The organism is Christiangramia marina (assembly GCF_048285865.1).
Classification (GTDB): Bacteria; Bacteroidota; Bacteroidia; order Flavobacteriales; family Flavobacteriaceae; genus Christiangramia; species Christiangramia marina.
In genome coordinates this window covers 398,476-420,753 of sequence record NZ_JBLVTK010000002.1, presented here as the reverse complement: position 1 = coordinate 420,753, position 22,278 = coordinate 398,476, and the positions used below count along the sequence as shown (strand labels likewise).

Here is a 22,278-nt window from a genome sequence, read left to right as displayed (position 1 = left end):
TAGATTTGAATAAAATAGAGAAAACTCCACATTTTCTTAGAGGGAATATGCCATATTTTCTTGGTGGTTTCTATGTCCTTATGGGTATCGTAGCATACTTCAGTATAGGTGATTCATTCTATCTTTCTTATTTACCATTAGGAATTATAGCCGTTGTAGTTGGTTATTTCCGAAGAGAGAATAGGAAAGAATTTATAAAGTGGGACAGCAAGAAGATCGTGCTTCAGGACCAAATCAATGGAAAGAAATCATATCCATGGACAGCGGTGGATGACTTCATAATTAGTGCAGAAAACCTGCTCATTAAGTCTGGGCCTGCGGATGGTATTTATTTTGAGATTAGAGAATTTTCACAATCCGATATAGCGAAATTAAGATTTGCCTATCCCGAGTTTGCTAATCTTAAACACTCTGCCTGATGCAGCGTATAACCAGGAATCTAAGTTTTTTTAGAAGGAACCAGTATTTATTATTTGGTGTTTTCTGGACTTTAATGGGCATTTTTTACCTGCTCTCTCAAATTTTAGTAGAGGAAGACGGTACTTTCAATTATTTTATGAGTTTTGGATATCTCATCATTGGGTTGCTCTATTTTTATCAAAACTACCGTGGTGGACATAAAAAGGGAGAGTTTATAGAGTGGAACGATACTGTGTTGAATTACCAGCAAAACTTCGGAAAATTTTATTCTTTTAAGTTAACCAGCCTTGTTAATGTCACAGTAACCCAAAGAAATTTTATCATCAAAGCTCAAAATGCGCAAGGCACGATGGCTTCGCTCAAAGGTTATTCTGAAGAAGATATAGCGAAGCTAAAAGCAAGATTTGATAAAATGTAGCCGGTTTTCTTATCTGTGAATTTAAAACTGAATCAGACAATTAAGGATCATTTTCGGCATAAAGAAGCAGAGGACTTTATACTTAATTATCTCTTCGATCTGAAAGCAAGGAAGAACTAAAGACCATCGGCAGATGCTTCGCTATCGAACTCTATGTTTGATATTCAAAAGTATTTACTCCTAAAAATTAATATAAAGAAGGCAGGAACTTTTGTTCCTGCCTTTGCTAAAATATCGTTAGACTTTTTACTATTAGTCCTTGTTAAGCAATACTGGGTCACCATACCCAAGATCCTTCAATTTTTCTAACTGCGTTTCAGCATCACCAACAATAAGGAAATACATTTTATCAGGATCAATATATTTCTTCGCCAGCTCCTGAATATCCATCACCGTCATTTCCTCTACCTGCTGCTGCTGTTCTGCAACATAATCATCGTTATAACCATAATCGCTAATTTCTTTAAGCATATTTAGTTTTGCGCCCAGAGTTTCAAATTTCCTGGTGCTGCTTTTAGTCATAAAACTCTTGGTGACCTCAAGATCATCCTGAGTAAAAGTATCGGCATAATCTTTAAGAATGTCTCGAACCAATTCAGTAGCCTCATAAGTTATATTGGATCGAACACCGCTGGAAATAAGAAATGGCCCAATGTAGGATCTATCCTCGAACCTGGAACGAATTCCATAGGTGTAACCTTTTCCTTCTCTAAGTTCCTGGGTAAGCCTGGATGCGAAACTTCCACCCCCAAGTCTGTAATTCATCACCTCTGCTGCATAAAAGTCTTTATCACTAGCGCTTAAAGCTGGAGCACCGAACGTAAGAACAGATTGTTTTGCACCCGGCACATCATAAAAATATATCTGAGATTTTTCTGGTGCTTCGAATTCTGGCATCTCCGGAAAATCTACAGTTTTAGGAGGCCAGGAAGCTGAAATTGCTTTTAAAGAATTTTTAGCCTTTTCAAGATTTAGATCACCTACAACTAGATAGGTAGCATTAAGAGGTGAAAGATTTTCAGAATAATAAGCTTTAAGATCGCTCAGCGTGATATTCTCCACACTTTCTGTAGTTCCCATTTCATTCATGGAAAGAATATTGTTTTCACCATACACCAATTTTCGAAATTCATTCGAAGCAATATTGTTAGGATCTCCTTCCTGCTGTTTGATCCTGCTAAGGGTCTGTTGTTTAATAAGTTCGAACTCTGACTCATCCCAACGTGGTTGAAGCACCATCTCATCCACAAGTTTCATCGTCTCGGCATAATTCTTTGCCAGTGTATTTCCGGTGATACTAATTTTTTCTTCCGAAGAACTTACATAAATACGCGCTCCCAATAGTTCCATTGCTTCCTCTAGCTCTGCCGGAGTTTTTTTAGCGGTACCACGATTCATCAAGTTGGCCAGTAGATTTGCTACTCCTGCTTTTTCTTTTGTTTCCAGTAACTGTCCGCTTTTAATTTCAAGACTAAATTGAACAAGTGGTACTTCTTTATTCGTAATACCCATCACTTTTAGTCCGCTTGGCATCGTAGTTTTCCAAATCTCCGGAATTTCCAGTTCAGGTTTTGCTGAATATGGAGGTTCAATGCTGCGATCAAAACTGGAGGCTGTTTTTGGATAATCTACTGCCTGTTTTGCGTCAAAATCTTCTTCAGCTCCTTCTACAATTTTTTCTTCTACGACTTCCGCTTTTTCTGAATTTTCCAGCGCAAGTTCCAATTGATCTTTTGGAACAAAACTGGTGGCAACATAATGCTGATCATTTATATATTTTCTAAAGACTCTCATGACATCTTCCGAAGAAACCGCCAGCAATTTTTCGATCTCTTTGTTGATGAAATTGGGATCATTCGCAAAGATATCATACTGTGCTAATTGAAAACCTTTGCCAAGAACACTTGAAATGGAGTTATAGAAATTTGTCTCTAAACCGGCTTTAATTCTCTTAAGGTCTTTCTGCGGAATACCATTCCTGTCAAATTCGGCAAGTCCCCCCTGGATCACAGCATGAACAGAATCAAGATCCTTTCCATCATAAGCCCGAACCTGAAGCATTAACTGCCCCGAAAGTTCAGAAGTGTAGTTAAACATGCTCACATTGCCAGAAAGTTTGGCATCTTCCACAATTTTCTTGTACAAAGGAGCATTTTTACCATCAGCCAGGTAGCTGGTCAATATCTCCAATGCAAAGCTATCAGGATGGTAAGAGTATACCGAAGGCCAGGCGAGGGTAAGCTCAGGCAGTTTGGCAAAATTGTCTTCGTGGTAGACTTTTTTAGTTTTTTTGAGACTAACAAGCTGCTTTTCCTGTTCTTCGATCTTCTCTCCACTTGGGATCTCATCAAAGTATTTGTGCACCCATTCCCTGGCCTGATCTTTATCAAAATCGCCTGCGATGGTTAGGGTTACATTATTGGGAGTATACCACTTGTTGTAAAAATCCTTTACATCCTGCAGAGTGGCGTTTTGCAGATCATCAAGACTTCCTATCACCTGCCAGTTGTAGGGATGTTCTTCGGGATAGAGGTTTTTGTCGATCACATAAAAAGTATGTCCATAAGGCCGGTTGTCCACTCCCTGGCGCTTTTCATTTTTAACTACCTGCTTTTCCTTGGCAAGAACTGGTTCTGTAACTGTATTGATAAAGTATCCCAGTTTATCTGCTTCTGCCCAGATCATTTTTTCCAAAGCATCTTTTGGTACGGTCTGGAAATAATTGGTGCGATCACGACTTGTAGAACCATTGGCACCGCTACCACCAATTCTTGCAGAGAGCTTATCCAGTCCACCTTTTCCAAGGTTTTCAGATTCGAGAAACAGGAGATGTTCAAATAAGTGTGCAAATCCTGTTCTGCCTTCTTTTTCCCTGGCACTACCCACGTGAGCGGTAAGCGCTACTGCTACGACAGGGTCAGATTTATCTTCGTGGAGTATCACCTTTAGTCCGTTTTCAAGGGTAAATGTTTCGAAGTCCACCGAAAACTGATTCGTTCCTTCCTGGGCAAAACCAATGGTATTTGCTATCAGAAACAAGCATAAAGCAGATAAAAAATTTCTCATATTCATATTAGTAATCATATCCTCTATTATTTGTTAGGAATAATGCATTGGTAAAAAATAACTTTCCGTTCTCCCAGAAAGCTCTGAATAGTGGATTGTCCACCATATAAATAATACTACCTCTACCTATATTTTCTTCGCCAAAAATAAGGGAGTTTTCAAGATTTTTCTGAGCTTCGCTACCAGCAAATCCAGAAACGATCTCTGGTTGCTGAATGTAAGCCACGTTATAACCTGACTCCAGAAGCTCATAGCTGTCACCGCTGAGTTTTAAGCTGAAATAAGTATCGTCATATCCAAATGCCAATGGGTGACTTGAATCTACCGAAGTTTTTACGATACTACCGGTGATCATATTCTTTACATATTCTCTTTCTCGCTGAGAATAGGGAACAAGCTTGTCGGCAGTTTTTAGTGAATCTTTCTTAGAATCTTTTTCTTTAATCCCAAAATTATCTTTTCCTGCAAATGCTGAAACAGCATTCCCGATGGCAATCACCTTTCCACCGCCACGAATCCAGTTCTCAAGCATTTTAAAATTATTTTCATCAAGAAAACCGGAGTAATTCCCTGAAGGCATCACCAGCACGTTGAGTTCACTCAGTACACTAGCAGAAAGATTACTAGTTTCCAATGGAATTACCGGATACTTCAAATCCTGTTCGAAAAAGTACCAGATCTCTCCAAAATTAAGCGAAGAAACCTGCTCACCTCTTAGGAGTCCGATTTTTTGCTTATTAATGATCTTTATAGTACCTGAACCAAAATCGGGTCCCTTATCTGAAAATCCTGTGTTAGTGGCTACAAGTTTTCGCTGCATGTTATTGGCGATATCCACCACTTTCTGCTGGAAATTTTCAATTGATGAATTATCACTTTTAGAAATGATCAGGCTACCAGCATTAAAATCTTCACCGGAATTTTGAAATTGTTTTTCACTAAAACGAACCTTGATGTCATTTTTGATAAGTTTAGCCAGGAATCTCGCATCCTCCATGCTATTCCATTTTGAAAGGAATGCCGTAGCTTTAGCGTTCGCTGTATTTTGCTTGAAGGTTTCAGGATTATTTGGTTTACCATCGACGATTTTCGAACTGGCAACTGTTTCCAAACCGTAGGCATAAGGAAGGCTCCAGGCGGTAATATCATACGTAAGTGAATCTACAAGTTTGGCTTTAGGTTCGAAAAGCACTTTGATCATTTTCGATTTTGGCTGATTCCCAGATACCAACAACGTTTCTTTAGAAGACTCAAGATTTCCACTTTTAGAATCCTGATAAGAATAACCTTTGATGTTACCTGAATTAGCAAAAGTATATTTGATCTCATGCCTTTCCAGTAGATCAGTTAAAGCGTCGATCTTATCCTTTTCGCCATTCATTGCATAGGTTTTAAATTCTGAATCACTTCCAGAGAAGAAATCTGTGAATTCTGAAACCAGTTCAGTGGCATTTTCTGAAGCCATTTCCACCGTGGAAATTCCTGTAGTAAAATGATGTTCTATGCGATCTTTCAAGGTCAATATATAACCTTCGTTGGTTTGAACCCCTAAACCAGCACGGCCATGACCAGCCTGTTCGTAGGTCATCCCGATAGCGCCCATATAGGTTGGATACGTATCCCCGTAGCTTGGGTAAAGCAGGTCAAATTGCTCCCCTGTAAAATATAACCAGCCATTATCGTCAAAATATTTCGCATGATTTTTTCCAATTCTGTTCTGGAAATCACGCTGAAAGTCGGTAATGATCTCATGAAATGGTTCAGCAGCAGGAGCGAAATAATAAGGATCGTTGATATCCTGTTCGTGGAAATCTACATGGATATGTGGCATCCATTCATTATAAATTTTTAAACGTTGTCTTGTTTCTACCTGCGTTGCCCAGGCCCAGTCACGATTTAAATCAAAAAGATAATGATTAGGTCTTCCACCCGGCCATGGCTCATCATGCTCGGCAGAAAACTGACTTATATTAAAGGGAGTTGCTTTTACCTGGTTGTACCAATTTGCATAACGGTCACGACCATCTGGATTGACACAAGGGTCAATAATTACCACTGTATTTTCAAGAAGTTCTCTCTTTCCGGTAACCAGTTCATATATAGTTTCCATTGCAGCCTCGGTACTGGAGGCTTCGTTACCATGCACATTGTAGCTTAACCATACGATCGCTTTTTCAGAAGTTTCATTAGCATCGGTTAACCCGGCACTCGCAAAATGCTTCTGCTTGATGGACTCAACATTCTGTATATTTTCTTCCGAAGAAACAATGGCATAAGTAAGTGGTCGACGTTCGTTGGTAAGACCGTACTGCTGGTAATTTACCAGATCAGAATTTTCAGCTACATGTTCAAAATAGTTCACGACATCTGCATGCCTGCTAAACTGAGAGCCTAATTCGTAACCAAGAAACTGAGACGGACTTTGAACCTCCTGTCCAGATAATGTTGTAGTAATTACAATGAGAAAGGATAAAAAGAATCTGATTTTCAAAATTTTAGATTTTCAAAAGTGAATGCATCCAAAATTAAGTAAAAAAATTCGCGATTTAGTCCCAAACTTCATCCTGTAGCCAACTCGCAGCATTTTGCAGATATGGAGAATAATTACATGACTCATAATGCGTTAAACCAGGAGCTACTTCCAGAGTCACATTCGTGCCGGCATCTCTTGTTGCGGCAACCCATTCCTGAGTTTCAGCAAGCGGGAATAATTCGTCGTTCTCCCCATGAATTACATAAAGTGGAGTCTCTATGGTTCTAACACTCCCGTTAGAGCTAAAAGTACTGTAACTGCTGGCCATGGGAATTGATGCAGTAAATATTTCAGGGTAAATTTCAGCGTAGAACCAGCTGCCATTTCCACCATTACTGTAACCTGTTACCACGGTTCTGTCTCTATCTACATTTAAATATTTCTGAGTTAGATACATTAGGCCAATAACGAGATCCTGATTAAAAGCACTATTCCAAAGCTGGGTTCCTCCGTTGGGACTTACAATAATTGGATCCAAAGCTGCAAAACCAGGCTCTGCATAACAGGCAGTGTTTTTATGGGCATCTACATCCCCGCCAGCTGCGCCATGAAGTGTTAGGACAAGAGGTCTCTCAGTAGATGAAGCACTTTCCGGGATGATCACTCTAAAATTCCAGGAACTTCCGTTAAGGTTTTCAAGTGTTACATCGTTAATCCCTTGTTGCAGGTTCAAGGCTTGAAAATCTGTTTCTAGATCTTCAATGCTTCTGCGATCTGGCGTTGAAGCGTCATCATCACTTGTACAGGATGTAAATGAGAATATGATTAAGAGTGCGAAAATTAGTCGTTTTAAGATCATGAACTAATGGTTTTTGATTGATAACCGGAATTTAAGAATTTTATAGATGTTAAGTTAATCGTAAAGAATAAATATGCGGCTGGTCTCGATTTAGTTTCCTTCCTAAAAGGTTTTATCTTTACAGCAATTATAAACAGGTTGATGTCTACAGATCATATAGCTTATTCCGATACTAATTATTTTACTCCACTAATCCTGGATTATCTTTCAGAAAAAGAAAGTCTGGAACATTTATATCATCGTTTTCCTAAAATTGAAAATTTCAGGGCTCAGATCGATGAAAAATCCCAGTCTTATAACAATTTCGTTCGTAAGGATCTGGTTGAAGTTCTAAAAGAGCAGTATGCAGATCTTAAAGTTTCTGAGGCTACCTCCGGTAACATCGATCTTTTATCCTCAGATAAGACATTTACAGTGGTTACGGGGCATCAGCTCAATCTTTTTACGGGTCCGCTTTATTTTCTTTATAAGATAGTTTCCACAATTAATCTTACCAGGAAGTTAAAAGAAGAACATCCAGAGAATGATTTTGTACCGGTATATTGGATGGCTACAGAGGATCATGATTTTGAAGAGATCAATTTTTTTAATCTCCACGGAAAAAAATTCAAATGGAATAATGCTGAAAAGCGGGCAGGAGCGACTGCTGTTGGTAAACTTTCTACGGAAGGGCTTGAGGAAGTTTTTAAGCTTTTTTCTTCCGAGATTGGTGGAGGAACTAATGCTGAAGAATTGAAGGAGATGTTCCAGAAAGCATATTTGGAGCATAATAACTTGACCGATGCCACGCGCTATCTGGCGAACAGGTTATTTGGCAAAGAAGGCCTTGTTATCGTCGCAGCTGGAGATTCCCGTTTGAAAAAGCATTTTTCTATCCATATAAAGAACGAATTATTAAATGAGTCTTCTTCAAATGCGTCTCAGGCAGCTATAGATTCCCTGCAAGAACAGGACTATAAAGTACAGGTGAATCCGCGGGATATCAATTTATTTTATCTTAATGATGAGATTCGGGAACGTATCGTCAAAAAAGATGCTCAGTATTTTGTTCATGAAACAGAGATAAGCTGGAGCAAAGAGGAAATACTTGCAGAAGTGGATGCGCATCCGGAACGTTTTAGTCCAAATGTCATGATGCGACCGCTTTACCAGGAAGTGCTGCTTCCAAATCTTTGCTATATAGGTGGAGGTGGAGAACTTGCTTACTGGTTGCAGCTAAAGAATTATTTCGAAGCCGAAACTGTGGTTTTTCCAATGTTGTTACTTCGGAATTCAGCATTACTGCAAACTGCTAAACAGGATGCCAAACGCAGGAAACTCGATATTTCACTGAAGGAATTATTTCTGAAACAACATGAGCTGATCAATCGAAAGGTTCGGAAAATCAGCAATATCAATATTGATTTTTCAGAACAGAAAGAGCATTTGATTCAGCAATTTCAGCAAATGTATGAGCTGGCTGAGAAAACCGATAAATCATTTATTGGTGCAGTAAAAGCTCAGGAAGTAAAGCAGCTTAAAGGTCTCGACAATCTCGAAAATCGACTCCTGCAAGCACAAAAAAGAAAATTAAAGGATGAAGTAGAGCGAATCGCCGCATTACAGAATGATCTATTTCCAAACAGGAGTCTGCAGGAGCGGCAAACAAATTTCTCTGAATATTACGATGAATACGGTCAAGGGCTTATCGAGCGCCTTTTAAAAGAATTAGATCCTTTAGACGCAAACTTTAAAATTATCACTTTTGGAAAAGAATAGAATGCATACCATAGATATGGATCTGGTTGAGATGACGCTGGACGTGATGAAGTATGCTATCGATCGTATATCTAATGTAACGCCAGAACTTGGTGCACCAAAGAAGGAAGAAGAACTGTTGAGACTTGTTGGAGAAACTATAACTCCCGAAGGTATTGGAGGTGAAAGTGCATTCCAGTTATTTAAGAACGTACTGGTTAAAGCAACGGTACCTATTGATCATCCAAGACACCTGGCATTTGTTCCCGCTGCACCAACCAGGGCCGCGATCATGTTCGACCTGGTAACTTCAGCTTCCAGTATTCATGGTTCTTACTGGATGGAAGGAGCCGGAGGGATATTTTGTGAAAACCAGGCGATGAAATGGCTGGTAAGTTTAACCGGTCTACCGGAAACTGCTTTTGGTGTATTTACAAGTGGTGGTACAGCTGCAAATCTTTCAGCATTAGTTACCGCAAGAGAGGAGTGGCGAGAACAAAAGCCAGCTCACGCCAGAGATAGAGCACTTTTGATCACTTCAACAGGTGCACATTCTTCAATAAAATCCATGGCAAAAGTAATGGATGCAGATGTTCACCTGGTAAATTCAGAAGAAGAATTTTTATCCGGAACTGCACTTCAGCAGGAATTAGAAAATTTAAGTGAACAGGATAGAAACAGACTTTTCGCTGTGGTAGCAACGGGTGGAACAACCAATGCCGGGATTATAGATGATCTGGAAGGAGTGGCAAATGTTTGTGCAAGGGAAAATATCTGGCTGCATGTAGATTGTGCTTATGGAGGTGGAGCGCTGGCTGCAGATTCTGTAAGACATTTGTTTAACGGCATCGAGCAGGCAGACAGTATTACTATTGATCCTCATAAATGGCTGTTTTCACCATACGATTGTGGCGCGGTTATCTACAAAAACCTGGAACTTGCGAAAAAAGCACATTCTCAAAAAGGTGCTTATCTTGAGATATTCAAGGACGAAGGGGCACAAGGATTTAATCCTGCAGATTACCAGATCCAGCTTACCCGTAGATTACGAGGGATGCCATTATGGTTTTCACTGGCGATGCATGGAACTAACAAGTATAAAGAAGCTATTGAACGAGGGATAGAACTTGCAAATATTGCCGCTTCCAAAGTGGAGCAGAATGATTTGCTTGAACTGGTAAGACCGGCAAGTTTATCTGTAGTCTTATTTAAGAGAAAAGGATGGTCTGCGGAAGATTACCGTGACTGGACCTACAAGAATCATAATTCAGGATTTGCACTGGTCACCCCATCCCTGTGGAAGGATGAAAGCGTGGTTAGATTCTGCTTTATTAATCCAGATACTACTGAAGATGATATTGAGCAGATACTGGCTACTTTAGACTAATAGCTAATCTATTTCATATTCCAGCCGCATTGTTATGGATGCGGTTTTATTTTTATCTGCCGTATTGTATGCGCCACTCCAGCTATAATCCTCGCCGCTATTCTGGCCGGTGATTTGAAACACGCCCATATTCGCACTTTTAAGATCACCCAGATCTTCTCCGCTGTTCGCTGCGATTTTCTCTGCACGTAATCTGGCATCCTCTGTAGCTTTGGATATCATTTCAATTTTGAGATCTGCTATTTTGGTGTAGTAATATCTGGGAGGAGAAGAATTAAACTGGACGCCTTTATTCAATAATTCCGTGATCTCACGTGACACATTTTCGATAAGTTCTACATTATTGCTTTCGATTTTTACAGGTTGCGTTAGTTCGTAACCCTTGAAAATACTACCCACATAATTCCCGTTTTGATACTGATTCTCTTGCTGTTCATTAGTTTGAACTGAATTAAAAACAATGTTCTCATCTTTAATCCCTTTTCCAATAAGATAGGATCTTACAATATTTTTATCCTGATCAAGTTGATTATATGCGGCTTCCAGATTAGGAGAATTTCTACTGAATCTACCTTCCCACACAATTAGATCTGAAATAAAATTTTCACTACCTGAACCGGTCACCGAAATGACACCATCGGGATTGGCTCTGGAAACATAAGCATCACCCAGAAAATAGGCTGCAGTCATGATCGCGATGGCAAAAATTATAGCACTTAAATATTTCATAATGGACAAAGTCTTAATGCATTCTAAATATAGAAAATTTCCACCTTCCTTTGCCGGCTTTTTTACCTAAATTCCTATTTTTGCGCATGCAAAACAACGTACTCATCCTAGACTTTGGTTCGCAGTATACACAGCTTATTGCAAGGCGTGTTAGAGAACTAAACATTTATTGCGAGATCTATCCATACTCGAAAATTCCAGAAGATTTATCAGGTTTTAAAGCGGTTATCCTTTCAGGAAGTCCATTTTCTGTAAGAGCCGAAGATGCCCCGCACCCAGATCTGTCACAGATAAGAGGTAAATTGCCTATGCTGGCAGTTTGCTATGGTGCTCAATATCTTGCCCACTTTTTCGGTGGAAAAGTTGAACCTTCAGATACAAGGGAATTTGGAAGAGCGAATCTTTCGGTGATCAAGGATGCAGAATTGTTGTTTGAAGATATAAAGGAGAATTCACAAGTTTGGATGAGTCACAGTGATTCTATTATAAACCTTCCTGAAAATGCGGTAAGACTGGCGAGTACTTCAGATGTGCTGAATGCAGCTTACAGAATTGAAGGTGAAGAGACTTACGCAATCCAGTTTCATCCGGAAGTTTATCATTCAACCGATGGTAAGCAATTATTAGAGAACTTTCTTGTAAAGATCGCGGGTACAGAGCAAAGCTGGACTCCTGGAGCCTTTGTGGATCTAACGGTTTCAGAATTACAGGAAAAGATAGGAGATGACAAGGTAGTTCTGGGTCTTAGTGGAGGTGTGGATTCTACGGTTGCTGCCGTTCTATTACACCAGGCCATCGGCAAAAACCTGTACTGTATTTTCGTTAATAATGGTCTTCTTCGGAAGAATGAATTCGAAAGTGTACTGGACCAATACAAAGATATGGGGCTTAATGTAAAGGGAGTGAATGCTTCGGCACGATTTCTGGATGCGTTAAAAGGTCTTTCAGATCCTGAAGAAAAGAGAAAAGCGATCGGGAATACTTTTATTGAAGTTTTCGATGATGAAGCTCACGAGATCAAGGATGTTGTTTACCTGGCGCAGGGTACTATCTATCCAGATGTGATCGAGTCGGTTTCTGTTAATGGGCCTTCAGTAACGATCAAGTCTCATCACAATGTGGGTGGATTACCTGATTTCATGAAGCTGAAAGTGGTAGAGCCGCTAAGAATGCTATTTAAAGATGAAGTAAGAAGAGTAGGAAAGGAGCTTGGAATCGACAAGGTATTATTAGGTAGACATCCATTTCCAGGACCGGGACTGGCGATTAGGATTCTTGGTGATATAACGGCAGAAAAAGTGCGAATACTTCAAGAAGTAGATCATATCTTTATACAGGGATTAAGAGACTGGATGTTATATGACAAAGTATGGCAGGCCGGAGCGATCTTACTACCTATACAGTCGGTAGGAGTTATGGGTGATGAAAGAACTTATGAGCAGGTGGTAGCATTGAGAGCTGTGGAATCCACAGATGGTATGACTGCAGACTGGGTGAATTTACCATACGAGTTCCTGCAAAAGACCTCGAATACAATAATCAACCGGGTGAAAGGCGTTAATAGAGTAGTCTATGATATTAGCTCCAAACCACCGGCAACAATAGAGTGGGAATAAAATCTCAAAAAAGATAAAAGAATGAAGTACCTATTTGTGTTATGTTTTCTTTTCCAGGTGATAAGTATGTCTGCAAACGCGCAGTCGTACAAATATCATACTGTGAAAAAAGGTGAAACTGTGTTTAGTATCTCCCAGTCTTACAGTATTGATGAGGAGGATATCTATAAATACAACCCGGAAGCAAAGAACGGAATAGGGATCGATGAAAAACTCGTTATTCCAATTTCTGAAAATAAAACTGAAGTGTCTTTAAATACAGAAACTTCAGCTAAATCTGTGTCTTTCAAAGAACACGAGGTAAAGAAAAAGGAGACGCTTTATAGTCTTTCTAAGGAATACGGTGTTAGTATCGATAATATTAAAAGGTATAATAAGCAATTATATTCCAAGGAGCTCCAAATAGGAGAAACCATTCAAATTCCCGTTGGAAATATTCCTGCGGAAAATGTGGTGGTAACAAATAGTCCACAACCGGAATTAACATATCAGTCAAACGAAGCTCCGGCAGAGAAACCTGTAAATTCTAAAGCTTCCAGTAGTTCTCAAAATTACAAGACCAGGGAACATATTGTGCTTCCGCAGGAAACCAAATACGGGATTGCAAGAAAGTATGGAATGACGCTGAAGGAGTTGGACGAGATGAATCCAAAAGTAGAAATCTTACAGCCCGGAATGATGATTCGCGTTGGCACTGCAGTTCTTGACGAGGAACCAGTGATTATAACAGATGATCGTTTTCGATTTTACGAAGTGAAACCACAGGAAACGCTATACAGACTATCTAAAAAGTTTGCAGTATCTCAGGATTCTTTGATCAGGTTAAATCCTGCATTGACAGAAGGATTGAAATTCGGGATGGTGCTAAAGGTTCCAAAAAAGGATGGAAGTTCTGAAAACGTTGAAGAGGAGAGGTACACCGGTATGGGATCAGGTTCGCAGTCTAAAGTAGATCTCAAATCTTTTATAGATAATCGCGATACCAAGGAGATCGCTTTGATGCTGCCGTTCCATCTCGATAAGGTGGATGCCGATTCAATTCCTACCTATCGTAACGCTATTCTAAATGAAAGAGTAATACGAATTTCTCTTGATTTCCATAGTGGTGTTCTAATGGCTGTGGAGAAAGCGAAAAGCATGGGGATTTCTACAAAGCTTAAGGTGTATGATACCAGAAGAAGTACTGGGGAAGTCTCAAACATTTTAAGAACGAATAACTTTGATCATGTAGATGCGGTTATAGGTCCGTTAATTCAGGATGTAACAGAAACTGTAGCTGGAGCGTTGGAGAACAGGAACATTCCTGTGATCAATCCACTTAGTAATCGAAGTATGAAAGGCTACGGAAACTTATTCCAGTCCCGACCAAGTGAAGAATTTCTAAGATCGAAAATGGTTGACTATATCGCCAGAAATGCGAGTGGAAAAAATGTGATTGTTATTGCCGACTCAAAATCTTTTGCCATCAAAAATGAATTGATGAGTGCGTTACCTTCAGCGAGAACGGTAAATCCTTCAGATAATTTTGTTTCCGAAGCAAAACTGGCGGAAGTAATGTCTTCCGGCGAAAACTGGGTGATTCTTGAGTCTGAAAATATGAACCTTATTAGTAGTGTTGCTGCTGCTTTGAACAGGTTAACAAGAAATAACAAGATCACGCTGCTTACTACCAATAAGAATAATGGATACGAAAGTGATGTGATCTCCAACAATCATCTGGGAAAATTGAAACTTCATTACCCTTCAGTAGACAAGGAATTCGATACCCAGCAAGATGATGAATTCGTAAAAGAGTATGCTAAGAAATTTAAAGTTCAGCCTAACCAGTATGCAATGCGTGGTTACGATCTTACAATGGATGTATTGTTAAGACTGGCTTCTGCGGAAGATCTATACGAAAGCTTTGAAAAATACCCTGGCTATACTGAATATTACGAGAGCAAATTTCATTATTTGATGAAGCCTGAAGGTGGATATACTAATGATGCGATCTATATTTTAAACCTGAATGAAGATCTAACTATAACTGAAGCGAATGACCTCTAAAGTTACATACCTCGGAAATTTAAGAACAGAAGCTGAACATTTGCAAAGTGGATCGAAGATGATCACCGATGCTCCTGTGGACAATCATGGTAAAGGGGAAGCTTTTTCACCAACAGATACGGTGGCAACGGCACTTGCTTCATGCATGCTTACGATCATGGGCATTAAGGCCAATGATCATCAAATGGAAATTGAGGGTACTTTCGCTGAGGTTACTAAGGTGATGACAGATAAGCCTCGAAGGATTTCGAAAATTGAGATCAACATATCTGTAAAAGGAAGCTTTGAGGAGAAGGAAAAGAAGATCCTGGAGAATGCGGCACTTACCTGCCCGGTCTATCATAGTCTGCACACAGATATTGAAAAGCTGGTAAATTTCACCTATTCGTGAGAAAAGTATTTCTCGTTTTATTTCTCTTAGGGATTGTCCATATTGGCGGTGCACAGGAAAAAAGAAAAATTGCCTGGGCTGATATAGATCGTCTTAGCTGGCAAAATTTTGAAGCTGCGCCAGATTATAATATAGATTTTTCAGCAAACACAAATTCCGGGATGAGCTATTTCTGGAACTATAGTACGAGCACAGGAAAGCCTGAGCTTACCCATGAAGTGAAAAGTAATTTTTATCCGGATCTAAGCTGGGTAAAGGACGTGAACAATCCCGAATATTTACTGGCTCATGAGCAATTGCATTTTGATATAACTGAATTGCATGCAAGGAAACTGAGAAAGCGGCTTGCTGAATATGAACCTGGCAGAAGGATCCGACAGGATTTAAAAAGACTTTATAACATTACTGAAACTGAAAGAGTCGCTATGCAGAATCGTTTTGATAAAGAAACTTCACATAGTGAAAATAAAGAAGCAGAGTTACGTTGGAGAAAATTTGTGGCTTCTAAATTGGCTGAGTACGAAGATTACGCGCTTTAAAATTGTTGGCAAGCGATTTTAGTTTCTTCAAATTCAGAAATCATTTCCTTTACAATTTCAGCAGCAGGTTTGATCTCATTGATCAATCCGGAAATCTGGCCTATTTCAAGTTCGCCTTCTTCCAGATCACCTTCATACATCCCTTTCTTTGCTCTGGCTCTTCCGAGTAAAGAAGTAAGATCTTCTTTGCTTGGAGATTTGGTATAAAGTTCCTGAACATCTTCAAAAAACTTATTTTTCAGTAGTCTGACAGGTGCGAGTTCTTTCAGGGTAAGTACAGTGTCACCTTCTCTTGCTTTTACTACCATATCCTTGAAATTCTGGTGAGAACTTGCCTCGGGTGTTGCTACGAACCTGCTTCCAACCTGCACAGCATCAGCGCCAAGTACCATCGCTGCAAACATTCCTTTTCCATTGCCAATCCCTCCAGCTGCTATTAGCGGAATATCGATCTTTTCACGAACCATAGGAATCAAGGTAAAAGTGGTAGTTTCATCACGACCATTATGACCACCTGCTTCAAATCCTTCAGCAACAATAGCATCTACACCGGCTTCCTGAGATTTTACAGCAAATTTTACACTGCTTACTACGTGTACCACTTTGATCCCATGACTTTGTAGGTGGGATGTCCAGGTCTTAGGATTCCCGGCAGAAGTAAATACGATCTTAACACCCTCATCAATAATAATGTCCATGATCTTCTCAATATCGGGATAGAGCATCGGCACGTTAACCGCAAAAGGTTGCGAGGTAGCTTTTTTACATTTTTGAATATGTTCCTTAAGGATCTCAGGGTACATGGAACCTGCCCCAATAATTCCAAGACCTCCGGCATTAGAGACCGCACTGGCTAATTTCCAGCCGCTTGCCCAGATCATTCCCGCCTGTATTAAAGGATATTCAATATTGAAAAGTTCAGTGATTCTATTGTGCTTAAAACTCATTACTTTTTGATGATAAGAAATTTTTCAGTCCTGTTTTCAGATTCAAACATAGCAATATAAATACCACGAGAAAAGCCGGAAAGATTAATTTCTGAAGAAACGCTGCGTTCGCTTAAGACCATTTTTCCTGCGGTATTGAAAATCCGGATATTATAATCGGTTGCTGGTCCGGCAAATTTCAGAAATTCTTCTACTGGATTTTGATATAAAATTAATTCCGAAGAATTAGGAGCTACGGGATTAGCGGGAGTTGAAAAGTCCGGAATGCCATACCCCAGGAAATTATTAGTGGAATTGCCAAGATGCCCCAGATCTCTAACCAATTGCATCACCTCGAAATTAGTCCATTCCGGGTTTAATTGCCAGAAGCATGCAATGGCTCCTGCCATGATCGGGCTGGAGAATGATGTGCCATTCACCCCAACAAGCCTGTCATTTTCGTTGATAGCTGCGACCTCGATAGCCTGAGCCACCACATCAGGTTTAATTCTCCCATCTGCGCTGGGTCCAATAGAACTAAATGGTGCATAATTACCTGAAGGATCAACTCCGCCAATGGCAAGCACATTAGCATCAGCAGGAGCACTTATAATATTGAAATAACCCTCGTCTCCACGATTTCCCGCTGAAGTTACCACAAGCATCCCCTTCTGCATAGCCATATTGGCTCCTCTGGAAATAAAACTTGTCTTCCCATCCATATCTTCCGGAGTATAACTATATGCCGGCTTATCGTATAAGGTGTATCCAAGTGAAGTATTGATGATATCGGCGCCCAGACTATCAGCTCTCTCGGCTGCTTCCACCCAATAGGCTTCCTCAACTGGAGTTTCGGTAGCCGAAACTTCGGTAACAAAAAGATAATAGGCAGCATCTGGCGCAGTGCCTACATAAAGATTCTCTCTAAAAGCAGCCATGGTGGAAAGTACCAATGTACCATGATTATCCAGGGTGCTTGCGGAATAATCCTCTGATCGATTCGTGAAATCATAGCCTCCCAGTAAATTGTCATTGTTCCTTAGATTCTCAAATGACACCAGAGAATTAACATTTGGAAAACCAGAGTCCATCACGGCGATGATCATTCTGTTTCCTGTGAGATCCTGTTCGTGTAAATTCTGAAGATTAAGCATTCTGACCTGATTGGAAGTAGATGCATAATTGAAATCTATTTCTGTTTCAAGCTTTTTCTCGATGCTTTTCTGCGGAATGCTTTGACTTCTGTTAGAAAGTTCTTCGAGGAACTGGACATTGGCAACATGCTCCAGACTTTCTAAAATCTCAATTGCATTTCGTTCACCTATTACGTAAACGCAATTGAACCATTTGGATTTAGCCTTTATTTCGAAACCAGATCTTGCTTTAAGATCGCTAATAAAAGGTTCATGAACCGGAACATCAAGAAAATCAATGGTTGTTCCTCTCAATAATTTACGCTCGTAAGCTCTTTCAGAAAAAAGATTTGCGGGAGTTTCGAGTGCTTCAACGGCATTAGGTTTGTTTGTAAAATAAACCAAAGCATGATCCTGCGCGAAAGCACAACTGGAGATAAAAAAGACAAGTAGGAATATTCTTTTCATAGCAAACTGCCGGCAGGCAAGTAAGTTACGAAATTACTCCAGAACCCAGCAGTTCATCTTTACTATACCATGCTACAAACTGACCTTCGGTAATAGAAGCTTGAGGATTTTCAAAAACCACATACATTCCATTTTGAGTTTGATGTAAGACTGCTTCCTGCAAAGGCTGGCGGTAACGAATTCGAGCTTTAACTTTCATCTCTTTACCAATTCCTAAAGCCAAATCCTGGCGAACCCAATGTACTTCGTCATTTGAAATGAACAAAGCCTGCCTGTAGATCCCGGGATGGTTTTTGCCCTGTCCAGTATAGATCACATTTTCTTTAACATCGGTATCAATCACGAATAAAGGTTCCGGAGTACCACCCACAGCGAGACCTTTTCTTTGTCCTTTTGTGAAATAATGCGCACCTTGATGATTTCCTACAACCTTGCCCTGATCTTTGTGATAATTGTATTTTTTAGAAAGAAATTGCAGTTCCTCTTTTTTAGTTGAAAAGCTCAATTCTTCCTCGTTATAAATACTGTCTTCGGAAGAGACCTCTACAATAACCCCTTCTTTGGGTTTTAATTTTTGCTGAAGAAAATCCGGAAGTCTTACTTTACCAATAAAACAAAGTCCCTGAGAATCTTTTTTATCAGCAGTTACCAGATCCTGTTCTGAAGCGATCTTTCTTACTTCAGATTTCTGAAGGTCTCCAATAGGGAAGAGGGTTTTAGAAAGCTGATCCTGGGTTAACTGACAAAGAAAATAAGACTGATCTTTATTCGAATCCATTCCAGACATAAGCTGGTAAATGGTTTCTCCATCCTTTTTAAATTCATATTTGCGACAATAATGACCGGTAGCGACGTAGTCTGCACCCAGAGAAAGAGCGATCTTCATAAAAACATCGAACTTAATTTCTCGATTACAAAGAACATCTGGATTTGGAGTTCTACCTTTTTCATATTCGTTGAACATATAGTCAACGATACGTTCCTTGTATTGTTCGCTTAGGTCTACAGTTTGAAATGGGATCCCCAGTTTTTCTGCCACTAGCATCGCGTCATTGCTATCATCCAACCAAGGGCATTCATCTGAAATGGTTACCGTATCATCATGCCAGTTCTTCATAAAAAGACCTATCACTTCATATCCCTGTTCTTTCAACAGGTATGCTGAAACACTGGAATCTACACCTCCAGACAAACCAACCACTACTTTTTTCATAGGTATCTTAACTTTTCTTTGACTCACATAAGAGTCGGATAAGAAGCTGCAAAATTACGAAATAAAAAAGGGTAGCGAAAGCTACCCTTTTCAATAAAAATTTGGTGCGGATTATTTTTCGAAAGTAAGCGATGAAGTAGGAAGATCATTTGGGGTAAAAGTAAAACGATTACCATCGAAAGATACATTACCAGTAAGTTCTCCAAATCCCGGTACCGTGAAGGTATACTGGGAGCCGGAGGAATTACTCCAGTCTCCGCTAGAAGATTCAGATTCACATTCGCCACTAACATTCGTAAAAAATTCTGAGTCAGCAGTGTTATCGGCCATGAAGCTAAGATATGACTGGCTGGAACATTCATTAATCGAAAAACCAGGCACATTATTAGCTTCAACAAGAAACCATGTTCCCAGGATCGATCCTTCATTATCTACTCCTGCATCATCGTCATCACTACAGGAAGCAAGGATTCCTGTAAATAGTAATAATATTAAAATCTTCTTCATAAATAGGTGTTTAGGTTTCTCAAATATAAACAAAGTTAATTCGAATTCATGGATTGATTCAATCTGTAAAGGATTGAATATCTTAAAACTAACTGTTTAATGAAATTTAACAAAGATTAAACAGAGTTCTGAAAAATTCAGTAGTAGATTTATGTGATCAAAAATTTTAACTAAAATTCAAATGATATGAATTCAATTCTCAAAAACTCAAAAATTAGTATTCTATTGCTGGCAATCTGCTTCAGTTTTACAGCATGTGATGAAGACGATGACTTCATGACTTCAGATGATTTCATGGAAACTCCAGACCCAACAGATGATGTAGTAGAATCCAACACTATTGCAGATTTTGTGGTTGCTAACGAAAATTATTCATCACTTTTAGCCGCTTTAGAGGCTACTGGTTTGACCTCTACTTTTACAGGAGACGATGTTTATACAGTTTTTGCTCCAGATAATGATGCTTTTGCTGCTTTCCTTGATGAAAATGGATTTGATGCCCTGGAAGATGTGCCAACAGATGTTCTTACGCAGGTTCTTTTAAACCATGTACAAATGGGGGAGATCATGTCTTCAGATCTTTCTACTGGCTACATAGAAAGTATGTCTACAGCTGGACCTGATGGTGAAAAACTAAGCATGTATATCAATACTGAAAATGGGGTGGTTATTAATGGTGTAAGTACTGTTGAAACTGCAGATGTTGAGGTGGATAATGGTGTGATTCACGCTGTAAGCAATGTGATTGGATTACCTACTGTGGTAACTTTTGCACTTGCAGATCCTACTTTTGACACTTTAGTTGCTGCATTGACCAGAGAAGATTCCTATACTTTTGTATCCACTCTACAAGCTTCTGATTCTCCAGCGCCTTTTACTGTTTTTGCCCCTACAAATTCAGCTTTTGGAGATCTTTTAACTGAACTTGAACTTGAGGAACTTGGAGATCTTGATGCTGATACGCTGGCCACAGTGCTTAGCTACCATGTGCTAATAGATATGAATGTAACTTCAGATGAACTTGAAGATGGTATTGTAGTAACCTCGCTTCAGGGTGAGGATTTCACCATAAATCTTGGTGATACAGCAACAATTACTGATGCAAACGGAAGAACTTCAACAATCATCGCTACAGATGTTCAGGCTACAAATGGAGTGATCCATGCAATTGACACTGTTATTTTACCTACGCTATAATCGAAACTAAAAACAAAGAAAAAAGCCTCCGCATTTGCGGAGGCTTTCTCATTAATTATATTTCAGAAAAAATTATTTACCCTTTTGTTTTTTTTGCTGCTCTTCAGCCTGCTCCATCATTTCCTGGAACTTTCGGGTGAACTTATTCTGTTTCTTAGGTTTTTTCTTGTTTTCCTGGATCTTCGCGTGAATCTTATCTTCGTCTACGATCACGTATTTGATCACCAACATGATTCCAATCGTAATTAGATTCGAAGTAAAGTAATACAAGGAAAGTCCACTCGCATAGTTGTTGAAGAACACCAACATAAATAATGGAGACAGGTACATCAGGAACTTCATATTAGGCATTCCTGGTTGTTGATTCGCCTGCATGCTTTGCCCGGTAGTCATCATCATATATATAAAGATAGCTACAGAAGCAAGTATCGGGAACAAACTCACATGATCTCCATAGAACGGGATATGGAAAGGAAGTTCTGCGATTACATCATAACTGGAAAGATCATCTGCCCATAAGAAACTTTTCTGTCTAAGCTGAAATGCACTCGGGAAGAACTGGAATAACGCGTAGAACACTGGTATTTGCATAAGCGCTGGCAAACATCCACTCATAGGACTGGCGCCTGCTTTGCTATACAGCTTCATGGTTTCCTGCTGCTTTTTCATCGCATTATCCTTGTACTTCTCATTCAGCTCATTGATCTCAGGTCTTAAGATCTTCATTTTAGCCTGTGATAAATAAGATTTGTAAGTCACCGGAGAAAGAACAATTCTAACCACGATCGTCATGGCAATAATCGCCAGACCGTAACTTGGAAGAACGCCTCCTAAAAATGCAAAGAATGGGATGAATAGATATTTATTGATCCATCCAAAGATTCCCCAACCTAGCGGAATAATTTCATCCAGGTTTCTATCATAATCATTCAGGATCTTGTAATCTGAAGGACCATAATACCAGTTCATGTTGTAGTTAAGTTCCCCAGCCTTTAGTTCCAAAGGAATGCTGGAAGCGAAGGTCTTGGTATAAACGGTGTCGATCTCTTCGTCTTCAACAAGATTCTCAACTTCGAAACTTGCAGTTGCAAATGGTGTATCCGTAAGTAAAATAGAGGAGAAGAAATGTTGCCTGTAAGCGATATAACTTATG

Annotated in this window: 18 protein-coding genes; 9 read left to right on the top strand and 9 right to left on the bottom strand. The window is 39.6% G+C overall.

The features are described from left to right. Positions 1 to 5: 5 nt before the first annotated feature. Complete coding sequence (locus ACNKXS_RS08355) at positions 6 to 419, top strand: hypothetical protein (protein WP_417920487.1); 414 nt, start codon at positions 6 to 8, stop codon at positions 417 to 419. Next, positions 419 to 838 (top strand): hypothetical protein, encoded by a 420-nt coding sequence (locus ACNKXS_RS08350; RefSeq protein ID WP_417920486.1) that lies wholly within the window; start codon positions 419 to 421, stop codon positions 836 to 838. The genes ACNKXS_RS08355 and ACNKXS_RS08350 overlap by 1 nt, the downstream gene beginning before the upstream one ends. Before the next feature lie 252 nt (positions 839 to 1,090). Here the strand turns inward: ACNKXS_RS08350 and ACNKXS_RS08345 are convergent, their stop codons facing one another. From ACNKXS_RS08345 to ACNKXS_RS08335, 3 genes are read right to left on the bottom strand one after another with little or no spacing between them, the layout of a single operon-like run. Continuing rightward, positions 1,091 to 3,904: a M16 family metallopeptidase gene (locus ACNKXS_RS08345; RefSeq protein ID WP_417920485.1), complete on the bottom strand. Its 2,814-nt coding sequence runs from the start codon at positions 3,902 to 3,904 to the stop codon at positions 1,091 to 1,093. 7 nt (positions 3,905 to 3,911) lie between these two features. Next, positions 3,912 to 6,398, bottom strand: coding sequence for a M14 family metallopeptidase (locus ACNKXS_RS08340; protein ID WP_417920843.1), 2,487 nt, complete (start codon positions 6,396 to 6,398; stop codon positions 3,912 to 3,914). A 52-nt stretch (positions 6,399 to 6,450) separates the two neighbouring features. Beyond that, positions 6,451 to 7,236, bottom strand: coding sequence for a carboxylesterase family protein (locus tag ACNKXS_RS08335; protein WP_417920484.1), 786 nt, complete (start codon positions 7,234 to 7,236; stop codon positions 6,451 to 6,453). A gap of 141 nt (positions 7,237 to 7,377) precedes the next feature. Here ACNKXS_RS08335 and bshC point away from each other — a divergent pair, with 141 nt between their 5' ends. After that, the gene (gene bshC, locus ACNKXS_RS08330) at positions 7,378 to 8,994 is read left to right on the top strand and encodes a bacillithiol biosynthesis cysteine-adding enzyme BshC (RefSeq protein WP_417920483.1); all 1,617 of its coding nucleotides are present in this window, start codon (positions 7,378 to 7,380) and stop codon (positions 8,992 to 8,994) included. Position 8,995: 1 nt separating this feature from the next. Then, entirely contained in the window at positions 8,996 to 10,360 is a 1,365-nt protein-coding gene (locus tag ACNKXS_RS08325; protein WP_417920842.1) for a pyridoxal phosphate-dependent decarboxylase family protein, read from the top strand. A 3-nt stretch (positions 10,361 to 10,363) separates the two neighbouring features. On the opposite strand, the gene ACNKXS_RS08320 is transcribed toward ACNKXS_RS08325, so the two are convergent. Further along, entirely contained in the window at positions 10,364 to 11,089 is a 726-nt protein-coding gene (locus ACNKXS_RS08320) for an SIMPL domain-containing protein (protein WP_417920482.1), read from the bottom strand. Between the two features lie 86 nt (positions 11,090 to 11,175). Here ACNKXS_RS08320 and guaA point away from each other — a divergent pair, with 86 nt between their 5' ends. Genes guaA through ACNKXS_RS08300 form a run of 4 tightly spaced genes read left to right on the top strand, consistent with a single transcriptional unit; the run spans position 11,176 to position 15,681 of the window. Next, positions 11,176 to 12,705 carry a glutamine-hydrolyzing GMP synthase gene (gene guaA / locus ACNKXS_RS08315; protein WP_417920481.1) on the top strand — a complete coding sequence of 510 codons (1,530 nt, stop codon included), beginning with the start codon at positions 11,176 to 11,178 and terminating at the stop codon, positions 12,703 to 12,705. Between the two features lie 21 nt (positions 12,706 to 12,726). Then, the gene (locus ACNKXS_RS08310) at positions 12,727 to 14,751 is read left to right on the top strand and encodes a PBP1 and LysM peptidoglycan-binding domain-containing protein (protein WP_417920480.1); all 2,025 of its coding nucleotides are present in this window, start codon (positions 12,727 to 12,729) and stop codon (positions 14,749 to 14,751) included. Continuing rightward, positions 14,741 to 15,142: an OsmC family protein gene (locus ACNKXS_RS08305; RefSeq protein ID WP_417920479.1), complete on the top strand. Its 402-nt coding sequence runs from the start codon at positions 14,741 to 14,743 to the stop codon at positions 15,140 to 15,142. Before ACNKXS_RS08310 ends, ACNKXS_RS08305 begins: the two co-directional genes overlap by 11 nt. Beyond that, positions 15,139 to 15,681, top strand: coding sequence for a DUF922 domain-containing protein (locus ACNKXS_RS08300; protein WP_417920478.1), 543 nt, complete (start codon positions 15,139 to 15,141; stop codon positions 15,679 to 15,681). The genes ACNKXS_RS08305 and ACNKXS_RS08300 overlap by 4 nt, the downstream gene beginning before the upstream one ends. On the opposite strand, the gene ACNKXS_RS08295 is transcribed toward ACNKXS_RS08300, so the two are convergent. The 4 genes from ACNKXS_RS08295 to ACNKXS_RS08280 all read right to left on the bottom strand — a co-directional run bounded on the left by ACNKXS_RS08295 (position 15,678) and on the right by ACNKXS_RS08280 (position 19,928). After that, positions 15,678 to 16,628 carry an NAD(P)H-dependent flavin oxidoreductase gene (locus tag ACNKXS_RS08295; RefSeq protein WP_417920477.1) on the bottom strand — a complete coding sequence of 317 codons (951 nt, stop codon included), beginning with the start codon at positions 16,626 to 16,628 and terminating at the stop codon, positions 15,678 to 15,680. The two genes, ACNKXS_RS08300 and ACNKXS_RS08295, sit on opposite strands and share 4 nt — an antisense overlap. Continuing rightward, complete coding sequence (locus tag ACNKXS_RS08290; protein WP_417920476.1) at positions 16,628 to 18,208, bottom strand: S8 family serine peptidase; 1,581 nt, start codon at positions 18,206 to 18,208, stop codon at positions 16,628 to 16,630. The genes ACNKXS_RS08295 and ACNKXS_RS08290 overlap by 1 nt, the downstream gene beginning before the upstream one ends. Positions 18,209 to 18,233: 25 nt before the next feature. Further along, on the bottom strand, positions 18,234 to 19,448 hold the full coding sequence (gene mnmA, locus ACNKXS_RS08285; protein ID WP_417920475.1) for a tRNA 2-thiouridine(34) synthase MnmA: 1,215 nt from the start codon (positions 19,446 to 19,448) through the stop codon (positions 18,234 to 18,236). A gap of 84 nt (positions 19,449 to 19,532) precedes the next feature. Further along, positions 19,533 to 19,928, bottom strand: a complete 396-nt coding sequence (locus ACNKXS_RS08280; RefSeq protein WP_417920474.1) for a lipocalin family protein — start codon at positions 19,926 to 19,928, stop codon at positions 19,533 to 19,535. Positions 19,929 to 20,114: 186 nt separating this feature from the next. Here ACNKXS_RS08280 and ACNKXS_RS08275 point away from each other — a divergent pair, with 186 nt between their 5' ends. Beyond that, entirely contained in the window at positions 20,115 to 21,125 is a 1,011-nt protein-coding gene (locus ACNKXS_RS08275; RefSeq protein WP_417920473.1) for a fasciclin domain-containing protein, read from the top strand. 72 nt (positions 21,126 to 21,197) lie between these two features. Here ACNKXS_RS08275 and yidC read toward each other — a convergent pair. After that, positions 21,198 to 22,278, bottom strand: a 1,081-nt coding sequence (gene yidC / locus ACNKXS_RS08270) for a membrane protein insertase YidC (RefSeq protein ID WP_417920472.1), incomplete at its 5' end; no start/stop codon positions are given.